This window comes from Streptomyces sp. NBC_00878, from assembly GCF_026341515.1.
Lineage (GTDB): Bacteria > Actinomycetota > Actinomycetes > Streptomycetales > Streptomycetaceae > Streptomyces.
This window is the reverse complement of the sequence record NZ_JAPEOK010000001.1, coordinates 7,570,937-7,589,226: the sequence shown is the minus strand read 5'-3', so window position 1 is coordinate 7,589,226 and position 18,290 is coordinate 7,570,937. Positions and strand designations below refer to the sequence as shown.

Here is an 18,290-nt window from a genome sequence, read left to right as displayed (position 1 = left end):
CATGTGGTGGGGAGTGGCCGCGGCCCTGCTGGCGAACCTGCTGTACAGCACCGGATTCGTGCTGGAGAAACGGGCGTTGGCGGCGATGCCCCAGGTGACCGTCCGGCAGCCCGCCCGTCTGTTGCGGCTGGTTCTCGGCAGTCCGCTGTGGATCGGCGGCTCCCTCGCCCTGGCGTCCGGCTTCGGCGCGCAGCTCGTCGTCTACCGCACGCTGCCGATCGCCGCCGCGCAGGGCATCTTCGTCTCCGGCCTGGTGATCCTCGTCCTGCTCTCCTCGGTGCTGCTCGGCGAGGAGACCTCGGGCCGCGAGCGGTACGCGATCGGCGCGATCCTGATCGCGCTGCTGATGGTGGTCCTGTCCCTCAAGGAGGGCGCGGACACGGTCAGCCGCAGCGCCCCCGCCCCGCTGATCCTGCTCGTCTGCGTACCGTCGCTCGCGCTGGGCGTCTGGCTGTACGCGTCCGCCGAGCGCCGCGCCCGTCACCGGCACCGCATGCCGACGACGGGCGTCGAATACGGCGTGGCGGTGGGCCTGTTGTACGGGGTGAGTTCGCTGGCCATCAAGGGCGTGTCGAGCCACCTGACGTCAACTGGCCTCGGCGGCGCGGTGGTCGACCTGTTCCGCTCCCCGTACCCGTATCTCCTGCTGTTCACCGGCGTGTTCGGCCTCGTGATGTCGCAGGCGGCGCTGCAGCGCTGCCGGGCCTCGCTGATCGTGCCGGTCTGCACGACGGTGACCTGTCTGTTCACGGCGGTGCTCGGCACGCTCGCGTTCGGCGAGGCGCTGCCCGAGGATCCACTGCGGCTGGCGCTGCGCATCGGCGGTACGGCGCTGGCGGTGTCCGTACTCCTGGCGATGCCGAAGCACGACCCGCCACCCCAGCACGACCCACCGCCCCGGCCCGACCCGACACTCCAGGACGATTTACCGACGGAGCCCCAACCCCCGTCCCTCACAAGGGAGTTGACCAGCCATGAACCCGGACGACCCGCTGCTGAAGATCCTGGCGTGCCCGCTGGACAAGGGGCCGTTGCACCTCCTGGTGCAGGAGCCGGAGGAGGCGCTGTACAACCCGCGTCTGCACCGCCGCTATCCGATCGTGGACGGCATTCCGCAGCTCCTCCCGTCCTCGGGCGAGCAAGTGACTGAGCGCGAACACGACGAACTACTGAAACGGATCACCCCATGACATTGGCCGCCCGCCTGGCCCCCTTCGTGCCGGTGCGGCTGGTCGCCGCCGCCGCCCGGTTCGTCTATCCGCGCTTCGAGCCCGAACTGGCCCGGCTCGGCGACCTCTGCCCGCCCGGCTGCGGCACGGCGGTGGACGTCGGCGGCTGGTACGGCCCCTGGACGCGCCGCCTGTCGCACCGGGCGCGCCGGGTGGTGACGGTCGAGCCCGTCCCGCACCTGGCCCGGCTGCTGACCGCCGCGACGCCCGGGAACGTCCGGGTGGTCCGGGCCGCCGCGAGCGACCGCCGGGGCACGGCCCGCCTCTGGCTGCCGCCCGGCGACCAGGGCGACCGGGGCGTCTCGTCCCTCGTCCGCCGGGACATCCACGCCCGCGCCCTGGACGTACCCTGTCTGACCCTCGACAGCCTGAACCTCCACGACGTCGACTTCATCAAGATCGACGTGGACGGCAACGAGCTGGCGGTGCTGCGCGGCGCGACCACGCTCCTCACCCGGGACCGCCCGGCGCTGTTCATCGAGCTGGAGGCGCGCATCCAGCCGATCGCGCCGGTCGTGTCGTTCCTGGCCGAGCGCGGCTACCGGGGCTGGGTGCTGCCCGCCGACACCTGGCTCCCCCTCGCCTCCTTCGACCTGGAGTCCCACCAGGCCCACGCCTCGCACGTGGTCGCCCAGGGCCTGCTGCGGCGGGTACTGACCGTGCGGAGCCCGGGGTACGTCCGGTACGTGAACTCGGTGCTCTTCCTCCCGGCGGGCCGCACCCCGGGCGAAGCGCGCGGCACGGGACACGTACGCGACCATGGGACCCATGCCTCCCGCCAAGCGACCCGATAGGCCAGATAGGCCCGCCGGCCCGTTCACTCCGCTCGACTTCCAGCTGGTGCTGCTGCGCCGCATGGCCGACCACAACCCGGACCTCGTGGAGGACGCCCGCCACGCGCTGGGCGCCTCGATCGCGGACATGCGCGAGGCCAACCGCCGTTGGCAGGCGATGCGGCACGTCCCGCGGGCCCGTGGAGCAGTCGCCCGCTACCGCTCGATCCTGGGCGAACCGGAGTCGGTGACACCCCGGCAGATCGGCGACCTGTCGTGCGAGGCGCTCCTGTGGCCGGTCCCGCTCTGGCCCGACCTCCGCTTCGAGGTCCTGGTGGCCCCGAACGGCGCGGCCTGGAACGAATGGCTGGTCCGCGCGCCGGGAGCCCCGTCCCCCGAGCTGCGCACCCTGGAGGACCTCACCCCCTGGTCCTGCGCGGTCGACGAGACGGCCCGCGCCTTCGCCCCCGCCCGCCCGCTGGAGGGAACAGCGCCGACACGGTGGGGGCTGGCGTTCACGGCACCGGACGCATCGGGCGTACGGCGCGACTGCGTGGCGGAGTTCACGTGGGGGCTGCTCCAGCGGGTGGCGGTCGCCGAGCCGCGCGCCTGACGTTCGGGGCTTGGCCGACAGCGGTGGGCCTACAGGCGTTGGCCTACAGGCGTTGGCCTACAGCGGTAGGCCTGCCAGCAGCGGGCCTACAAGCGTGGGCCTATAGTCGTGGGCCCGTCAGCAGTGGCCTACAAGCGTGGGCCCACAGCGGTGGGCCCGTCAGCGGCGGGCCCGTCAGCGGCGGGCCCGTCAGCGCGCGGCGGCCTTGACTATCGCCTCGGCGACGATCGGCACGGACGCCTCGTGCAGGGAGAGGAAGAGATTGGGCTCGACGAGTTCCAGCTCCATGACGCGGGGTGCCCCGTCATCTCCGTCCACCAGGTCCACGCGGGCGTAGAGCAGCTCGGGGGCGTCCGGCACGGTGGCCAACGCCTGTTCGGCGACGGCAAGTTCGGCGGCCGTCGGCTCCCACGGCGTCAGGTTCGGGTGCGGGACCTTGTCCGCGTCGTACGCGGTGCCGGGTGCCAGGACTGAGCCCTTGCGGATGGCGTGGAGGAAGCGCCCGCCGTAGAACACGAGGGCCCGTTCGCCCGCCGTGTCGATGCTCCGTACGTACGGCTGCACGATCGCGGTCAGTCCTTCCGCGTGCATCCACTCCAGGTGGCGTACGGCTCTGTCGTGGTCCTCGGGCGTGTAGCGGGCGGCGTTCCGGGCGCCCGCCCCCGAGGTGGGCTTGATGACGTACTCGCGGTCGGTGGGCAGGTCGGCCGGGTCGCCGGGGGCGAGGAAACGGGTGTCGACGACGGGCACGCCGACGGCGGCGAGATCGCCGAGATACCGCTTGTCGGTGTTCCAGCGGACGACGGCCGCGGGGTTCGCCAGTGCCGTCAGTGCCCCGCACCGCTCGGCCCACGCCACGAACTCGGCCGCCCGCCAGCTGTAGTCCCAGGTGGAGCGTATGACGACGAGGTCGAAGCCACCCCACTCGACCTCGGGGTCGTCCCAGCACACGACGGCGACGTCCGCTCCGGCCCGCCGCACCGCGTCCGCGAGCACGGGGAGATCACGGTCGTACCCGGACTCCTCGACCTCACGGCAGGTGACAAGGGCGATACGGACGGCGGTGTGTGCCACGGCGGACTCCTCATGGGTACGTCGGCTCCGGTGATCCCGGTCGCAGACTAACAACCGCCTCGGGAACGGAATCGGGAACCGGATCGGGCCGCTTGACCTTCACCTTTGGGGAGGCCACAGCATCGGTGACTAGACGAGGAACGGCCGACTGGCCGACCAATCAACCGGCAGGCTGCTCATAGGGGTGCACGCATGGAGATGCTGACGATCGGGGCGTTCGCGAGGGCGTCCCGGCTGTCGCCGAAGGCGCTTCGGCTCTACGACGAGCTGGAGCTGCTGCGCCCCGCGCGGGTGGACCCGGAGACCGGGTACCGCTACTACGCGCCCGAGCAGTTGGAGCAGGCACGCCTGGTGGCGTGGCTGCGGCGGCTGGGGATGCCGCTGGCCGACATCCGAGAGGTCCGCGCCCTGGAACCGGCGGCTGCGGCACGGGAGATCCGCGCGTTCTGGGCGCGGATCGAGTCGGAGACGGCGACCCGCCGCGACCTGGCGGCCTTCCTCGTCGACCACCTGTCACGAACCGTCCCGGCCGTTCAGACGGTCCCGACCGTTCCGACGGCCCCAAGGAAGGACACCACCATGCTGGAACTCCGCTACTCCGCCCTCTCCGACACCGGTCTCGTACGCCCCGCCAACCAGGACACGGCGTACGCGGGCACCCGCGTCCTGGCCGTCGCCGACGGCTTCGGTTCCGGGGGCGCGCCCGCGAGCAGCGCGGCCGTCGAGGCCCTGAAGTTCCTCGACCACGAGCCGCTGCCCGCCGGGGGCGTCCTCAACCTCCTGGAGGACGCGGTCCAGGGCGCCACCCAGGCGGTCCAGGAGGTGGCGGGCTCGACGGCCGAGACCGGCACCACCCTCACCGCGATGGTGTGGACCGGGTCCCAACTGGCCCTGGTCCACATCGGCGACTCCCGCGCGTACCTCCTCCGCGACGGCGACCTCTTCCAGATCACCCACGACCACACGATGGTCCAGTCGATGCTGGACGAAGGCCGCCTGACACCGGAGGAGGCCACGACCCACCCCCAGCGCACCCTGCTCCTGAAGGCCCTGCTGGGCAACGAGCCCTCCCCCGTCCCTGACCTGCGCCTCCACGACGCCCTCGCTGGCGACCGCTATCTGCTGTGCTCGGACGGGCTGTCGGCCGTCGTGTCCGAGAACACCATCAAGGAGACGCTCACGGCGGCCCCCGCACCGGCCGAGGCGGTACGGGCACTGGTCGCGTCGGCGAACGACTCCGGCAGCCCGGACAACGTGAGTTGCGTAGTGGCGGACCTCGTGAACACCGAGGCCCAGTAGGTTCCTCGTTCAAGTCAGGGCAGCTGAGCGCCAGGTTGCAGGAAGACCCAGTCGCCTCACAAAGGACCCGTTGCAAAGATTCCGTTGCAACGGGTTCTTTGCAACAGTAGCTTTGTAGGTATGAACGAGCCCCAGGACCCACAGGTCCGCAGTCTCGACGCCCGCTCCCTGCGTGGGCTCGCGCACCCCCTGCGCATGCAGCTGCTGGACGCCCTGCGCTTCGGCGGTCCGGCCACTGCGTCCCAACTCGCCGAGAGGCTCGGCGAGTCGAGCGGTGCCACCAGCTACCACCTGCGACAGCTCGCCGCACATGGCTTCATCGAGGACGCCCCCGAGCGGGGCAAAGGCCGGGAGCGGTGGTGGAAGGCGGCCCACCAGGGTCTGCGCTTCGACGACGCCCTGCTCACGGACGCCAACCCGGACGTACGCGGGGCCGCCGACATGTACCTCCATGAGGTCGCGACCACCCAGACCCGGGACCTGTCGACCTGGCTCGGCAACCGCCATGCATGGCCGGAAGAGTGGAACCGCACCTGGGACATGAGCAGCGCGACGCTACGGCTGACGCCCGAACTCACCCAAGAACTTGTCGAAAAGATACACGCCCTCGTCGACACCTACCGCAACCGGGCCACCGACGAGGGCGACGCCGACACCGCTCAGGTACGCATCCACACACGCGCGTTCCCCCTCACCACGGAATGAGAGGCCACAGCCCGATGCACCCCGAGACCCACCTCGCGCTGCACCATATCCGCGCCGCCGAACTCCGTGCCGAAGCCGACGCGTACCGTCTCGCCGCCGCGGCCCGGCGCCCCCGGGACCTCCGGGCCCGCCTCGGTTGGACCCTCGTGGAGGTCGGCCTGCGACTGACCGCCCCGCCCAAGACCGCAGCCGCTGTTCGCTAATCGCTCTGTCCGGGGAGGTTCGCCGGGATCGGTCAGGCTGCGGCTTTGAGGGGGCGTCCACCCCAGCGGATGCCTTTCTCGCTTCGGATGCGGGCGCGTTCCTTGTGTTCGGCAGTCAGGACGTCTCGAACCTAACCGGTCGCATCAGCAGCGAACTCGTACTGCAACTCATAGAGGTGCCCGGCCTTGACCATGACGGTCGCTTCGATGGGCCGTTCGTCGTCGCTGTAGACGACCCGGAGGGTGCGCAGCACGGGAAGGTCGCTGGGGAGGCGCAGGGCCCGGTACTGCTCCTGGGTGGGGACGCGGGCCGAGACGCGGTCCACGCTGAGCCGTGGTGGGTGGCCGAGGCCGGCGAGCAGTGCGGGCGTACCACCCGTGATCCGGCGGCGCTCCGTGATTGCGGTGCCGCGGGCGATCTCCAACGGGTAGTAGGACTTGACCAGTTCGACCGGCTCGTCGTCGATCAGAAGGAGCTGGTGGCGCAGGGCTGCCTCACCGCCCTGTGGGAGGTTCAGTGCCGCGGCGACGTCCGCGGGAGGTGTTACCTCCGAGACGTCGAGAAGCTTGCTCCGGGCCCGCACCCCTTGCCTCTCCACCGCTGCGAGCCAGCGGTACGGCTCGCCCGGTCCTGCCGGTGCCATGTACGAGGCCGGATGGATGGTCCGCTGCCGATGTTCGCGCACCATCACGGCGGCGCCGGCCCGCCCGACGACGAGCCGCTCGTCCTTGAGGAGTTGCAACGCCTTCTGCACAGTGGCATTCGACGCGTCGAACCGAGCCTTGAGATGCACCGTCGACGGCAATTTGGCCCCCGGCGCCAGTTGTCCGCTCATGATGTCGTCCCGCAGATCCGCCGCGATGCGCTCATGCAGGGAACGCCGGTCGACGTCTTCCTCCTCGGCCCTGGGCACGATCACTCCCCGATCCGCATCTCGTACCGCAACTGCTGCCGGTGGGCAGGCATGACCATGCGGTCCACCTGGATCGGACGGCCGTCGCGATCGAGGGTGAGCCGGGTCAACTCCAGGACGGGCTCATCGGATGCGGTGCGCAGTACGTCCCGCTCCTCCGCGCTCGGCATTCGCGCGACCACATCCTCACGAACACGTACACCCACGTATCCCAACTCTGCGAGCAGTGTCACGGCCCCACCTCGGATCTTCGCGGTCCCGGCCAGACGAGTACCGCGCGCGATGTCGACCGGGTAGTAGGTGTCCGTGAGCTCGCTCGGCTCGTCGCCGAGATACATGACACGACGGCGTACGACCACCGCCTCACCCTCGGACAGTCCGAACAACTCCGCGACAGCGCTGGTCGCGGGAACCTCACCGGCGTGAACGATCAGCTGGCCACCCCGTCGCCCGTGCCCTGCGAGCTCAGCACTCCAGGCGTCCGGCTGCCCCTTCGCGCGGGGCGTCAGATACGACATCGAGGAACTGACCCATTTACCACTGTCCACGAGGTCCTCCTGCCGACCACCTACCGCTTACCTTGCCGCCTTACACAGTAAGCGACTTGATCCTGGCGACCCCTCTCGACAACCTTGCCGCTTTTCGCGAATAGCGATACCTTCTGCGAGATCGTACAGCCAAGGTTCAAGGTGGTGGTCCACCGTGCCCCTGTTACGGCAACGACGCTTCTCCCGAACGCGCGCTTCTGTAGGCGCCGCCCGCGAGTTCGCCCTCACCACCCTCGTCGAGTGGAACATCGACGACCGCCAGGAAGACATACGGTTGTGCGTCTCGGAACTCGCCACCAATGCCCTGCTCCATGGAGTGCCGCCGGGACGGGAGTTCTGCGTCCAGCTACTCCTGGACGGCGCCCTCCTCGGACTGGAGGTGCGCGACAGCGGTGACGGCCGCCCCGAAGTCCGACTCCCGGACACAGAGGGATGCACGGGCCGGGGACTCTTCCTGGTCAGCGAGTTGGCAGATGACTTCGGCGTTACTCAGCACGTCCCGGGCAAGACAGCGTGGGCGGCGTTCAAAGTCGCGACCAGGCCGGTCGAGAGCGCGGGCGGAGAAACAAGCCCCGTCGAGCCCTGCCCGATCAACACTCTCCCTCGACGCAAACCCGGCTTTGGTCACAACTGAAGCCAGGCGGCGCACTCCAGTGATGGAGGGATTGCCTCCGTACGCCGAATACGGACAGCACTCGACCAAATACTCTGAGTGACTCAAGTGGATCGCATCAGGCGCGGTCCACTCGATGAGGGGATCTCACCATGATGCGACGACGCATTGCCGTGACCCTGGGGGCGCTGGCGGCCGCCGTGACGTTGGCGGTCGCGGTGCCGGGATCGGCGTACGCGGCGGAAGGCGTCCTAATCGTCAACGGCACTGAATACGAAAACCCGAGCGGCTGCTACTCCGTCGACTGGTTCCCGACCTCGGTGACCAACCACACCGACGCCATCGCCGAGGTCCACTCCGGACCGGACTGCACCGGCCCGGTCGAGTGGCTGGTCCACCCGGGCGAGACGTACCACACGGAAACGGCCCAGAGCGTCTTCATCCTCTGAGCCCACCGGCGGCACCGGCGCCTCGCTCCCAGCGGGGCGCCGAGTGCCCGGACTCCCTGATCACCACTCAGAACAGGCCCTACTGGACCCCCTTAGACCCCGGGCAGGCGGCGCGGCTCGACGCGTTCCTCGGCCGCCGTTTCGCCGTCGCGCGTCACGATGTACGCGCCCTTGCCCGGCAACTCCGTTACGGCTTCGACCAGTTCGGTGTCGCGGTAGACCAGGCCCACTCCGTCGTCGGTGCAGTGGGTGGTGGGGAGGGTGCCGTTCGCGACGAGGTCGTGGACCAGAGGGCGGCGGCCGGGGTCGGTGTCGTAGTGGACGCCGTTGCCGAAAGGGAGGAAGCCCAACGCGTCGGTGATCGGGCGGAGTTCGGGGCCGAAGGAGTCCGTGGTGCCGCCCTGGAACCAGCAGATCGAGCCCGCGCTGACGCCGCTGAGGACGACGCCCGAGCGCCAGGCACGGCGGAGGATGTCGTCGAGTCCGTGCACCCGCCAGACCGCGAGGAGGTTCGCCACCGAGCCGCCCATGACCCAGACGACGTCCTGGTCGAGGACGGTGCCCTCGACGTCGTCGAGGTTGGGCATCGGGAAGAGGTTAAGGGGCGTGAGGTCGAAGCCCGCCACGCGTGCAGCCTCGGTCATACGGGCCGTGAAGTGTTCCGCGTCGCCTATGGCCGTACCGATGTACATGACGCGGGGGCGGCGGCCGTGGGCACCCGACAGGTCGACCGCGTGGTGCACCAGGGAGTTGAACGTCACCATGGTCCGGCCGGCCCCGGCACGGTGACCGCCCGAGGTGGCGAGAATGGTGGGCTCGCGGCCGTTCGCAGGGGAGGCAGGGGGCGGCGTGCTCGACGCGGTCATGACAGGGGATCCTAACTTCGCTCTGGCTGCGGCCGTCCCTTGACTACGGCCGTCAGAGCGTCTGTTCGTCACTGCGACTGTCAAGGTCCCTCTTCGTCGTTCTCCTCCGCGTCCCAGTCCAGCAGTCGCACCCTCGCCACCGTCTAACTGACGGGCGGCGGGTCCACCCCCGCCCCGACCCCCGACGTGCGGCTGCACGACGCCCTCGTCGGCGACCGCTATCTGCTGTGGCTTTGGACGTGGTGAAGGCCCGTTTGCGGGTGCGCGATAGGTTGCCCGCCATGACCGAACTAGGGCCCGTCACCTGGCCACCTGCCCCGATCAAGACCGAGCGGCTCGTGCTCCGCGAGTCCGAGGCCCGGGACCGTGCGGCGTTCATCGAGTTGCTGGCGTCGCCAGAGGTGCACACCTACCTCGGCGGCCCCCGCCCGCGTGACGAGCTTGAGTGCGAGATGCCCGCGGTGCCCGAGCGGTGGCCCGGGAGTTTCGTCGTTGATCTCGACGGGGCGATGATCGGCCAGATCCTGCTCAGGAGAGCAACGGGGCACAGTCGCCCGGCTGCCACGGGGACGGCCGATCTCGGCTACCTGTTCCTGCCGCGGGCGTGGGGATTCGGGTATGCCGCCGAGGCGTGCGCGGCGGCACTCGACTGGTTCGACGGCGTCCTTCCCGGCGAGCCGGTGGTGCTCACCACCCAGACCGCCAACGTCGGCTCGATGCGCCTCGCGGCAAAGCTGGGGTTCACCGAGGTAGAGCGGTTCCGGGCCTGGGACGCCGAGCAGTGGCTCGGCCAGCGGCCCCCGGTCACGCCGTCCGCTTGAGCCCGTGCCCGAAGGGGGTGGTGTGCCGGCCGCTCAGTCATCGACGGCGTCGGGGTGTGCCGTACGAGGCGGTAGATGGTCGATGTCGCGACCTTGAGCATGGCGGCGAGGCTGGGGCGGGGTGGCCCGCAGCGTGCATCTGGCGTGCGAGATCGGCCTGTTCAGGGCTGAGCTTGGGAGGTGACCCAAGACGTACTGGGGCTGCCGGAGCGCCTGTTCGTCACCACCGCCCTCAAAGCCCCTGCTCGTCGTTCTCCTCCGGGTCCCAGTCCAGCAGTCGTACCCTCGCCACCGTCTGTACGTGTCGGCGCATCGCGGTGGCGGCACGGCCCGGCTGCTGGGCCACGATCGCGTCGAAGATGGCGCGGTGCTGGGTGAGGGAACGCGTGGGGCGGCCCGGCTGGCGCAGTGACTCGTGGCGGCTCTCGGTGATCTGGTCGGCGATGGAGCGCATGAACTCGGCGAGGATGCCGCTGTGCGCGGCGGCCGTGACCGCCGCATGGAAGAGGCGGTCGCCCTCCACGCCGTGTGCGCCCTCCGCGATCTCGGTCCGCATGTGCGCGAGGGCTGAGTCCATCGCGGCGACGTCCTCGTCGGTGCGACGCTCGGCGGCCAGTTCGGCGAGCTTGGTCTCCAGGGCCTCGCGGGCGTCGAGCACGTCGGGCAACCGGCGGCGGCGGTCGACGAGTTGGTCCACCGGTTCGGCGTCGAGGGTGTCGCGGACCAGGTAGGTGCCGCCGCCGTGGCGGACCTCGACCAGGCCCTGCACCTCCAGGACGACGATCGCCTGCTTCACGGAGGCACGGCTGACACCGAGGCGCGCCGCCAGGTCGCGCTCGGGCGGGAGGCGGTCGCCGGCACCCAGACCGCCCTCCGCCGCGTAACTGCGCAGCCGGTCGAGGACCTGCTCGTACAGGCGCGGCTTGGCCGTCATCGGGCGCAGTGCGTCGGTCATGCCCGTCCCCCTTGTCGCCTCTTACGGGTGGTTCGTCCCACCTGTTGCGGGTGGTTCGTCCCCCTGCGGCGCAGCGTAACACCGAGGGTGACCGGCTCAGCGGCTCTGTGGAGAAGTGGACCAGTGGATGAGTGGCTGAGCCAATTTCGTCACTTCTCTTGACGCTCTCCACGAGCACCGCCCAATGTGGTTCAGCCACTTGGTCACTTGGTCACTTGGTCACTTAGTCACTTGGCCAATCAGCCACTCCACCGGTCACCCCGCCGGCCGCCCCACCAGTCGCCCCACCGGTCGTCTCACCGGTCACCCCACCGGCCGCCCGCTCGACAAGGGACCCAAAGACGGGAGCCCGTATGTCCGCCGAACTGATTTCGATCCTCGTGCTCGTCGTGGTGTTCGTGATCGCCACCACCCGCTCCATCAACATGGGCGCCCTCGCCTTCGCCGCCGCCTTCGGAGTCGGCGAACTCGTCGCGGACCTCGACGCCGACAAGATCTTCGCCGGTTTTCCCGGCGCCCTCTTCGTCGTACTCGTCGGCGTGACGTATCTGTTCGCGATCGCCCGCGCCAACGGCACCACCGACTGGCTGGTGCACGCCTCGATCCGGCTTGTGCGCGGGCGGGTCGTACTGATCCCCTGGGTGATGTTCGTGCTGACGGGCGCGCTCACCGCGATCGGCGCGGTCAGCCCGGCCGCCGTCGCCATCGTGGCGCCGATCGCGCTGAGCTTCGCCGCGCGGTACCACATCAGCCCGCTGCTGATGGGCGCGATGGTGGTGCACGGCGCGCAGGGCGGCGGTTTCTCCCCGATCAGCATCTACGGGACGATCGTCAACGGCATCGTCGAGCGCGAGAAGCTGCCCGGCAACGAGATCGCGCTGTTCCTCGCCTCGCTCGTCGTCAACCTCGTGATCGCGGCGGTGGTGTTCGTGCTGTTCGGCGGGCTGAAGCTGCGCAACGACGACTCGGTCACGGAGACAGCCTCGGTCTCGGCTTCTTCCTCTTCTTCCTCGGCGTCTTCCTCCGTTCCTTCCTCGGCAGCTCCTTCCTCGGCGTCTTCGGTGGCAACTTCGGCGGTCCCGGCCGCGTCGTCGGCGAGCGCGGGCGCCGACACCGTTTCCGACCCCGGCCCCGGCCCCGACGCCGACGCGAAGAGCGCGCCCGAGGACCGTGCAGAAGGGCCCGAGGACGACACCACCCGGCTCAACCCCGCCCGTATGGCCACCCTCGCCGCCCTCGTCGCCCTGGTCGTCGCCGTACTCGCCTTCGACCTGGACGCCGGCCTCACCTCCATCACCCTCGCCGTCCTGCTCAGCACCTTCTGGCCGGAGGACAGCCGTACCGCCGTCACCCAGATCGCCTGGCCTACGGTCCTGCTGATCTGCGGTGTGCTGACGTACGTCGGCGTGCTGGACGAGATGGGCACGATCGACTGGGCCGGCGAGGGCGTCAGCGACATCGGCGTCCCACTGCTGTCCGCCGTACTCCTCTGCTACATCGGCGCGCTGGTCTCCGCGTTCGCCTCGTCCGTCGGCATCATGGGGGCGCTGATCCCGTTGGCGGTGCCGTTCCTGGCGCAGGGCGAGATCGGGGCGGTCGGCATGGTGGCGGCGCTCGCGGTGTCGGCGACGGTGGTGGACGTGAGCCCGTTCTCGACGAACGGAGCGTTGGTGCTCGCGGCGGCACCCGGCGTCGACCGGGAACGTTTCTTCCGGCAGTTGATGGTGTACGGAGGGGTTGTGGTGGCTGTGGTGCCCGCCGTGGTGTGGCTCGCGCTGGTGGTACCCCACTGGGGCTGACACCGGCGCCTGGCGGCTTTCGACGAACAACGAACACGAACAACGAACACGAACGACGAGAACGCACAACCAGAACGCACGACCAGAACGAAGACGAACGGCTAAGGAGTACGACGCGTGTCCCCTCTCTTCCCGGCCCTGACCGAGGCCCAGACGGACCCGGACGGCGCCGGCGCGCACCGGCCCGCCCTGCGCTTCGGCGACCGCTCCCTGACGTACGGCGAACTCGCGGCCACCGCCACCGCCTCCCCGCTCGCCGCTCGTGTCACGGAGGCGGGCCGGGTCGCCGTCTGGGCCACCCCCACCCTGGAGACCGCCGTCGCCGTGGTCGCGGCGCTGCTGGCCGGCGTCCCCGCCGTACCGCTCAACCCGAAGTCGGGCGAGAGCGAGCTGGGCCACATGGTGTCGGACAGCGCCCCGTCACTCGTCCTCGCGGCACCGGGCGACCAACTCCCGCCTGCACTCAGCGCGTTGGAACGCCTCGACATCGACACCAGCACCAGCACCAGCACAGGCATCCCTGCCCCCGGCGCCCCCGACCTCGCCCCCGAATCCCCCGCCCTCATCGTCTACACCTCCGGCACCACCGGCCCCCCGAAGGGCGCCGTCATCCCCCGCCGGGCCATCGCCACCAGCCTCGACGCCCTCGCGGACGCCTGGGCGTGGACCGGCGACGACGTACTCGTACACGGTCTCCCCCTCTTCCACGTGCACGGCCTGATCCTGGGCATCCTCGGCCCGTTGCGCCGCGGCGGATCCGTACGGCATCTCGGTCGCTTCGAAACGGCGGGCGTGGCAAGGGAGTTGAGCGAGGGCGCCACCATGCTGTTCGGGGTGCCGACGATGTACCACCGGATCGCGGAGTCCCTGCCGGACGACCCCGCGCTCGCGAAGGCCCTGGCCAGGGCGCGGCTGCTCGTGTCGGGGTCGGCCGCCCTGCCCGTGCACGACCACGAGCGGATCGCGGAAGCGACCGGGCGGCGGGTCATCGAGCGGTACGGGATGACGGAGACTCTCATGAACACCAGCGTCCGCGCCGACGGGGAGCCGCGCGCGGGCACGGTCGGCGTCCCGCTGCCGGGGGTCGAGCTACGGCTGACGGAGGAGGACGGGACGACGGCCGTCGAGGCGTACGACGGGGAGACCGTGGGCGAGATCCAGGTCCGCGGGCCGAACCTCTTCACCGAGTACCTGAACCGGCCCGAGGCGACGGCGGCGGCCTTCACCGAGGACGGCTGGTTCCGCACCGGCGACATGGCGGTGCGCGACCCCGACGGATACGTACGCATCGTCGGCCGCAAGGCCACCGACCTGATCAAGAGCGGCGGTTACAAGATCGGGGCGGGCGAGATCGAGAACGCGCTCCTGGAGCACCGGGGCGTACGGGAGGCCGCGGTCACCGGTGAGCCGGACGCCGACCTGGGCGAGCGCATCGTGGCGTGGATCGTGCCCGCCGATCCCCAATCACCACCGCCCGCCGACGAGTTGGCGAACCACGTGGCCCACCGCCTCGCGCCCCACAAGCGACCCCGCGTCGTCCACTACCTCGACACCCTGCCCCGCAACGACATGGGCAAGATCATGAAGCGCGCGCTGGCCCATGACTGAGGCAGTCCCGCCGCGCTACACGGCCCGCGAGGCGATCGCCCTCGTCACGTCCGAGTTCACCGAACTGACCGGCCCCGCAAGACCCGTAGGCCCCGCAAGCCCCGTAGGCCCCCCGAGGCAGTACGGGCGGCCGGACGGGCCCCTGTCCTGGCAGGGTTACGACGCCTCGCGCGCCCGCGCCACCGCCCGTACGGGTGAGGAGGAGTCGGTCGTCTGCGGGACCGCCGTCCTCGGTACGGTTCCGGCCGTGCTGATCTCCTTCGAGTTCGGCTTCCTCGGCGGATCGCTGGGCGAGCGTACGGGTGACCGGCTGGAGGCCGCGTACGCCCATGCGCGCGAGCACCGGCTCCCGGTCGTCTCCCTCGTCGCCACGGGCGGCAGCCGTATGCAGGAGGGCATGCGCGCGCTGGTCCAACTCCAGCGTGTGGCACGGCAGTCGGCGCTCACCCGGGCGGCCGGGCTGCCGCAGATCGCGGTCCTGCGCGACCCCACGACCGGCGGCGGCTGGGCCACCCTGGGCGCGGGCGCCGATGTCGTCCTCGCGCTCCCGGGCGCCCAGGTGGGCTTCGCGGGCTCGCGGGTACGACCGCCCGAGGCCGACCCGGCGGCGTACACGGCGGAGTCCCAGCTGGCGGCGGGAGCGGTCGACGCGGTGGTCCCCCAGGAGGAGTTGCGGGAGACGCTGGCGCTCTGGGTGCGCCTGCTGAGCCGCCCCTCGTCCGAGGCCGCCCCGCCTCCGCCCGCCCTGGCCGACACCGGCCTCCCCGCCACCGGCTGGGAGGCGGTACACAACGCCCGCTCCCCCCAACGCCCCCGCGCCACCGCCTACTTGGACACATGCTTCACCCACCGTGCCGCGATCAGCGGCGACCGCTGCGGCGGTACCGACGACGGGCTGCTCTGCGGTTTCGGCACCTGGGCGGAGGACGGCCGTACGATCGCCTACGCCGCCCAGACAGGCACCGCCACCCGTCCCGCCGGCTACCGCACCGCCACCCGGCTGATCAGGCTCGCGGACCGACTCCGTATCCCCGTACTGACGTTGGTGGACACCCCGGGTGCCGCCAACGACGCGGAGGCGGAGCGGCAGGGCGCGGGCGCGGCGATCGCGGAAGTGTTCGCGGCCGTGGCCGCCGCCCGGACGCCCGTCACCACGCTCCTCATCGGCGAGGGCGGCTCGGGCGGCGCACTGGCCCTCGCCGCACCGGACAACACCTGGGCCACGCCCGACAGTTACTTCTCCGTCATCGCCCCCGAGCTCGCGGCCGCCATCCTCAAGCGACCACCGTCGGAAGCACGCGCCACGGCGGACCAACTCCGCATCCGCCCCCAGGACTTGCTGGACCTCGGTGTCGTACGCGGCATCGTTGAACCGCTGAAGCCACCGAAGCGGCCGCCGAGCCGCTGACGCCGCTGACGCCGCCGGCGTCGCCGAGCTGAAGCCTCTCTCGGTATGACTTTCGGCCATGGCGGCCCCACGGACGCCGGGCGGTCCACGCGTCGTGGGGCCGGTGTTGCGGCGGTGTCGGCGGGCCTGGCGGGAAGCTGCCCTGGCGGTTTTCCGCCAGAGGAACGGTGTACGACCTGTGGAAAACGCGACAGCGCCAAGCACCGTCCGTGACAATGGGTGGGTCGACAGTCACGATCAATGGGTCAGCAGTCACGCTCAACGGGGGTTTTGCCGCACCATGGACGGTTTAGTGGAGTTCAAGACCGACGACGGTGCCGTGGTCGTCGTCGAGGGCGTCGAGGACGAGTCCGGCTCCCGGCTGGTCGCGCGCGCGGACGGGACGGTCCAGGCGGCCCGTACGTTCGAGGGCTCTCTGGACGGGGTGCGGGCGGCGGCCGAGTCGGCGCTCCGCGTCTTCCGGGACGGCTCGCTGCAGCCCGACACCGTGGAGATCGAGTTCGGGGTGAAACTCACCGCGGAGGCGGGCGCGTTGATCGCCAAGAGCGCTGTCGAGGGCCATCTCGTCGTCAAGCTCTCCTGGTCGCCGTCATCAGGGGGCCCGGACGGCTCCGGCGAGTCCGTTCCCGGCGCTCCTGAGTCCATCACCGGCTCCCAGGAGACCACCTCAGCCTCATGACCAGCGTTTCCTGGCACGCCAGGATCACCTGCGGACGCGCCACCGGAGCCGGCTTCCTGGTCACCGAGCGGCATGTGCTGACCTGCGCGCATGTCGTCGCGAGCAGCCCTGCCGACGAGGTGAGCGTCTCCTTCGTGCACAGCGGTGAAGAGGCGATTCCCGCCCGGGTGATCGCCCACGGCGGCTGGGACAGCAGCGACACCGCCCGCGGCGATCTCGCCGTACTGGAACTCGACCGCGAAGTCGCCCTGAAACCCGCCGAGTTCGCGGCGCCCTCGGACGCGCACGGGCATCCGCCGCGCAAGCTGCTGGCGTACGGCTTTCCCAAGCGGTACGAAGAGGGGGCCATCGTCGAATACCGCGCCACCGCCGACCAGTTGATCGCCGGAGAGTGGGTACAGCTGGAGGCGTGGACCGCACACGGGCAACCGCTGGCACCCGGTTTCAGCGGCGCGGCGGTGACGCTCGCGGACAGCGGGCGGGTCGTCGGCATGGTCTCCGCCGCGGCACGCGACCCGGCGAACCGCAACGGCCGGATGCTGCCCGCGCAGGTCATGGCCCGCTACTGGCCGCGCCTCGGCGACCTGATTCCGACTCCGGAGTACGACCGTGCGCAGAAGGAGACGTTACGACGCCTGGTCGAGGCGGTGGCGCGGCACGGCGAGCCGGAGTGCGGCCCCGAGCGGCTCTACCGCGACGCCGTGGGAAACGTCGGAGCGTATCCGCCGCCCCACGGTTTCAACTCGCTGTGGGACGCGGCCTGGCATCTCCTCTCGGAGGAGTACGACCCCAAGGCGGTCGTCCGGTTCGCGGCCCGGCTGGCCGACTTCAGCAGGGACGCGCCGACACGGAGCGCACTGCGGTCGTGGCCGTACGCCCGCCGCAAGCCGGCGCCTGTCCCGAGGCCCGTCCACGTGCACGCGTGGTCGCCGATCCTCGTCGAGATCGCGCCCAGCGGCAGCGGCATCGACCAGTTCCTCGTCGAGGTGTCCGCGTACAACGGCACACACCGCCGCGTGGTCGGCTCGCGCCGCCTGTCCGCCGACCGGGTCCGCCCCTACGCCCTGGATCGCATCGACGACGCGTACAACGAACTGGAGCTGGGCAAACGGGAGTTGATCGTCTTCGTCCTGCCGCGCCGCTGGCTCAACTCGGACGTCGCGCAGTGGCGTTTCGGTGCCGACGACGACAGCCCGCTCGGCTCGCTCGCACCGCTCGTCGTGATGGACCTCGAACGGCGGCGCAGCGGCAGCCTCCAGCACAAGCTCGCCCAGAAATGGCAGCACCTCGACGGGCGGCCCACAGCCCAACTGCTCCGCATCGGCTGTACGGACCAGCGCGGCCAGGACCCGGCGAAGCTGGCCGTCGACCTGCACCACAGCGCGGACATGGTGGGCTTCGGGGCGCCGCCGCGCTCACACCACAACAAAATGCTGTTCCACGCGAGTCTGAACGCCGCGGTTCCGGTGATGCTGTGGCCACGCACCGACTGTCAGGGCGGACCGTCGCACGAGGGCTGCCGGGGCTCGGCCTTCCTGGACCGCCTCGCCGACCACGTCGCGGGTCTGCCACCAGGCGAACTCCCCTCGTACGTCCATGAGTTGCGGAAGACCGCCTTCGCCTCCGACGGCCTGGAACCGCACTGGGCGTACGACCTGGCACTGCTCTGGGAGGACCCCAGATACCTGCCCGAACCCGTCGGCTACCGCCACTCCCCCGTCGCCTGAACCGCGC

19 protein-coding genes and 1 pseudogene are annotated in these 18,290 nt (G+C 70.6%); 15 read left to right on the top strand and 5 right to left on the bottom strand.

The genetic code is table 11. The features are described 5' to 3' along the window. Position 1: 1 nt before the first annotated feature. From OHA11_RS48430 to OHA11_RS32825, 4 genes and pseudogenes are all read left to right on the top strand, one after another. Positions 2–871 (top strand): annotated as a pseudogene (locus tag OHA11_RS48430) (hypothetical protein); the annotation flags it as partial. 103 nt (positions 872–974) lie between these two features. Then, positions 975–1,190 carry a Trm112 family protein gene (locus tag OHA11_RS32835; RefSeq protein ID WP_266502569.1) on the top strand — a complete coding sequence of 72 codons (216 nt, stop codon included), beginning with the start codon at positions 975–977 and terminating at the stop codon, positions 1,188–1,190. Beyond that, positions 1,187–2,023: an FkbM family methyltransferase gene (locus tag OHA11_RS32830; RefSeq protein WP_266502568.1), complete on the top strand. Its 837-nt coding sequence runs from the start codon at positions 1,187–1,189 to the stop codon at positions 2,021–2,023. Before OHA11_RS32835 ends, OHA11_RS32830 begins: the two co-directional genes overlap by 4 nt. Continuing rightward, positions 1,989–2,615 carry a hypothetical protein gene (locus OHA11_RS32825; RefSeq protein WP_266502567.1) on the top strand — a complete coding sequence of 209 codons (627 nt, stop codon included), beginning with the start codon at positions 1,989–1,991 and terminating at the stop codon, positions 2,613–2,615. Before OHA11_RS32830 ends, OHA11_RS32825 begins: the two co-directional genes overlap by 35 nt. A 189-nt stretch (positions 2,616–2,804) precedes the next feature. On the opposite strand, the gene OHA11_RS32820 is transcribed toward OHA11_RS32825, so the two are convergent. Beyond that, positions 2,805–3,668, bottom strand: coding sequence for a RimK family alpha-L-glutamate ligase (locus OHA11_RS32820; protein ID WP_266507623.1), 864 nt, complete (start codon positions 3,666–3,668; stop codon positions 2,805–2,807). Positions 3,669–3,881: 213 nt separating this feature from the next. Here OHA11_RS32820 and OHA11_RS32815 point away from each other — a divergent pair, with 213 nt between their 5' ends. From OHA11_RS32815 to OHA11_RS32805, 3 genes are all read left to right on the top strand, one after another. Then, positions 3,882–4,988 carry a MerR family transcriptional regulator gene (locus OHA11_RS32815; protein ID WP_266502566.1) on the top strand — a complete coding sequence of 369 codons (1,107 nt, stop codon included), beginning with the start codon at positions 3,882–3,884 and terminating at the stop codon, positions 4,986–4,988. 120 nt (positions 4,989–5,108) lie between these two features. Beyond that, positions 5,109–5,693 carry a transcriptional regulator gene (locus OHA11_RS32810; RefSeq protein ID WP_266502565.1) on the top strand — a complete coding sequence of 195 codons (585 nt, stop codon included), beginning with the start codon at positions 5,109–5,111 and terminating at the stop codon, positions 5,691–5,693. 14 nt (positions 5,694–5,707) lie between these two features. Beyond that, on the top strand, positions 5,708–5,896 hold the full coding sequence (locus OHA11_RS32805; RefSeq protein ID WP_266502564.1) for a hypothetical protein: 189 nt from the start codon (positions 5,708–5,710) through the stop codon (positions 5,894–5,896). 131 nt (positions 5,897–6,027) lie between these two features. Here the strand turns inward: OHA11_RS32805 and OHA11_RS32800 are convergent, their stop codons facing one another. Both OHA11_RS32800 and OHA11_RS32795 read right to left on the bottom strand, forming a co-directional pair. Beyond that, positions 6,028–6,816 carry a GntR family transcriptional regulator gene (locus tag OHA11_RS32800; protein WP_266502563.1) on the bottom strand — a complete coding sequence of 263 codons (789 nt, stop codon included), beginning with the start codon at positions 6,814–6,816 and terminating at the stop codon, positions 6,028–6,030. Further along, the gene (locus OHA11_RS32795) at positions 6,813–7,358 is read right to left on the bottom strand and encodes a GntR family transcriptional regulator (protein ID WP_266502561.1); all 546 of its coding nucleotides are present in this window, start codon (positions 7,356–7,358) and stop codon (positions 6,813–6,815) included. The genes OHA11_RS32800 and OHA11_RS32795 overlap by 4 nt, the downstream gene beginning before the upstream one ends. A gap of 154 nt (positions 7,359–7,512) precedes the next feature. Between OHA11_RS32795 and OHA11_RS32790 the strand changes: the two genes are divergently transcribed. Both OHA11_RS32790 and OHA11_RS32785 read left to right on the top strand, forming a co-directional pair. After that, positions 7,513–7,992, top strand: a complete 480-nt coding sequence (locus OHA11_RS32790; RefSeq protein ID WP_266502560.1) for an ATP-binding protein — start codon at positions 7,513–7,515, stop codon at positions 7,990–7,992. A 131-nt stretch (positions 7,993–8,123) separates the two neighbouring features. Beyond that, positions 8,124–8,420, top strand: coding sequence for a hypothetical protein (locus OHA11_RS32785; protein ID WP_266502559.1), 297 nt, complete (start codon positions 8,124–8,126; stop codon positions 8,418–8,420). Between the two features lie 92 nt (positions 8,421–8,512). Here OHA11_RS32785 and OHA11_RS32780 read toward each other — a convergent pair whose 3' ends face one another. Next, on the bottom strand, positions 8,513–9,286 hold the full coding sequence (locus OHA11_RS32780; protein ID WP_266502558.1) for a peptidase E: 774 nt from the start codon (positions 9,284–9,286) through the stop codon (positions 8,513–8,515). Positions 9,287–9,567: 281 nt separating this feature from the next. Between OHA11_RS32780 and OHA11_RS32775 the strand changes: the two genes are divergently transcribed. After that, positions 9,568–10,107 (top strand): GNAT family N-acetyltransferase, encoded by a 540-nt coding sequence (locus OHA11_RS32775; protein ID WP_266502556.1) that lies wholly within the window; start codon positions 9,568–9,570, stop codon positions 10,105–10,107. Between the two features lie 232 nt (positions 10,108–10,339). Here the strand turns inward: OHA11_RS32775 and OHA11_RS32770 are convergent, their stop codons facing one another. Continuing rightward, a complete protein-coding gene (locus OHA11_RS32770; protein ID WP_266502555.1) occupies positions 10,340–11,062 on the bottom strand; it encodes a FadR/GntR family transcriptional regulator in 723 nt (240 codons plus the stop codon). Positions 11,063–11,415: 353 nt separating this feature from the next. Here OHA11_RS32770 and OHA11_RS32765 point away from each other — a divergent pair, with 353 nt between their 5' ends. The 5 genes from OHA11_RS32765 to OHA11_RS32745 all read left to right on the top strand — a co-directional run bounded on the left by OHA11_RS32765 (position 11,416) and on the right by OHA11_RS32745 (position 18,283). Beyond that, the gene (locus tag OHA11_RS32765; protein WP_266502553.1) at positions 11,416–12,861 is read left to right on the top strand and encodes an SLC13 family permease; all 1,446 of its coding nucleotides are present in this window, start codon (positions 11,416–11,418) and stop codon (positions 12,859–12,861) included. A 117-nt stretch (positions 12,862–12,978) separates the two neighbouring features. Continuing rightward, positions 12,979–14,469, top strand: a complete 1,491-nt coding sequence (locus OHA11_RS32760) for an acyl-CoA synthetase (RefSeq protein ID WP_266502551.1) — start codon at positions 12,979–12,981, stop codon at positions 14,467–14,469. Further along, entirely contained in the window at positions 14,462–15,877 is a 1,416-nt protein-coding gene (locus tag OHA11_RS32755; RefSeq protein WP_266502550.1) for a carboxyl transferase domain-containing protein, read from the top strand. Before OHA11_RS32760 ends, OHA11_RS32755 begins: the two co-directional genes overlap by 8 nt. Positions 15,878–16,157: 280 nt before the next feature. Beyond that, a complete protein-coding gene (locus OHA11_RS32750) occupies positions 16,158–16,556 on the top strand; it encodes a CU044_2847 family protein (RefSeq protein ID WP_266502548.1) in 399 nt (132 codons plus the stop codon). After that, a complete protein-coding gene (locus OHA11_RS32745) occupies positions 16,553–18,283 on the top strand; it encodes a trypsin-like peptidase domain-containing protein (protein ID WP_266502547.1) in 1,731 nt (576 codons plus the stop codon). The genes OHA11_RS32750 and OHA11_RS32745 overlap by 4 nt, the downstream gene beginning before the upstream one ends. Positions 18,284–18,290 lie beyond the last annotated feature (7 nt).